Below are 457 nucleotides of genomic sequence, written 5' to 3' on the forward strand. Positions count from 1 at the left end.
TTCGTGACCGGCGCCTTAGTCTTCGGCCAGCCAAGCGTGCAGGTGAGTATCTATCCGTTCCGCATGACCAACGCCAACATGGAACGCCACAAATACTCCTACTACGCGGATTTCTGGAAACAGCTCAAGCCTGGCTATGACTATTTCCAGCAGACCCACAAACCGCCGATCGTATCAGTGACCGACGGCCGCTATGTGGTGAGCAAGCCGCTCAGCCACGAGGTTGTCCAGCCGCAGCTGGCCTCAAACTACACGCTCCCCGAGACAAAATAACGCCCACTCGCCTGGCATGATCTTATGCCAGGTTTCATTGGCCGTCAGCGGCTGCGTGGCGATAACCGTGACCACATCGTTGGGTGTGGTCTCGCGTTGAAAGTCGATCTCCACATCCTGGTCCAGCAGTTTTGCCACGCCGAACGGCGCTCGCCGGGTGATCCAGTGCAGATTGGTCGAGCAG

The 457-nt window shown here is 57.8% G+C and carries 2 protein-coding genes; one reads left to right on the forward strand and one right to left on the reverse strand.

What is annotated here, in order from left to right:
- The coding region (locus M3629_RS28070) for a hypothetical protein (RefSeq protein WP_251512180.1) at positions 1 to 273 on the forward strand (273 nt) is incomplete at its 5' end.
- On the opposite strand, the gene M3629_RS28075 is transcribed toward M3629_RS28070, so the two are convergent.
- Positions 244 to 457, reverse strand: a 214-nt coding sequence (locus M3629_RS28075; protein ID WP_251512182.1) for a class II glutamine amidotransferase, incomplete at its 5' end; no start/stop codon positions are given. The two genes, M3629_RS28070 and M3629_RS28075, sit on opposite strands and share 30 nt — an antisense overlap.

The organism is Paenibacillus polysaccharolyticus, assembly GCF_023714295.1.
Classification (GTDB): Bacteria; Bacillota; Bacilli; order Paenibacillales; family Paenibacillaceae; genus Paenibacillus; species Paenibacillus polysaccharolyticus_A.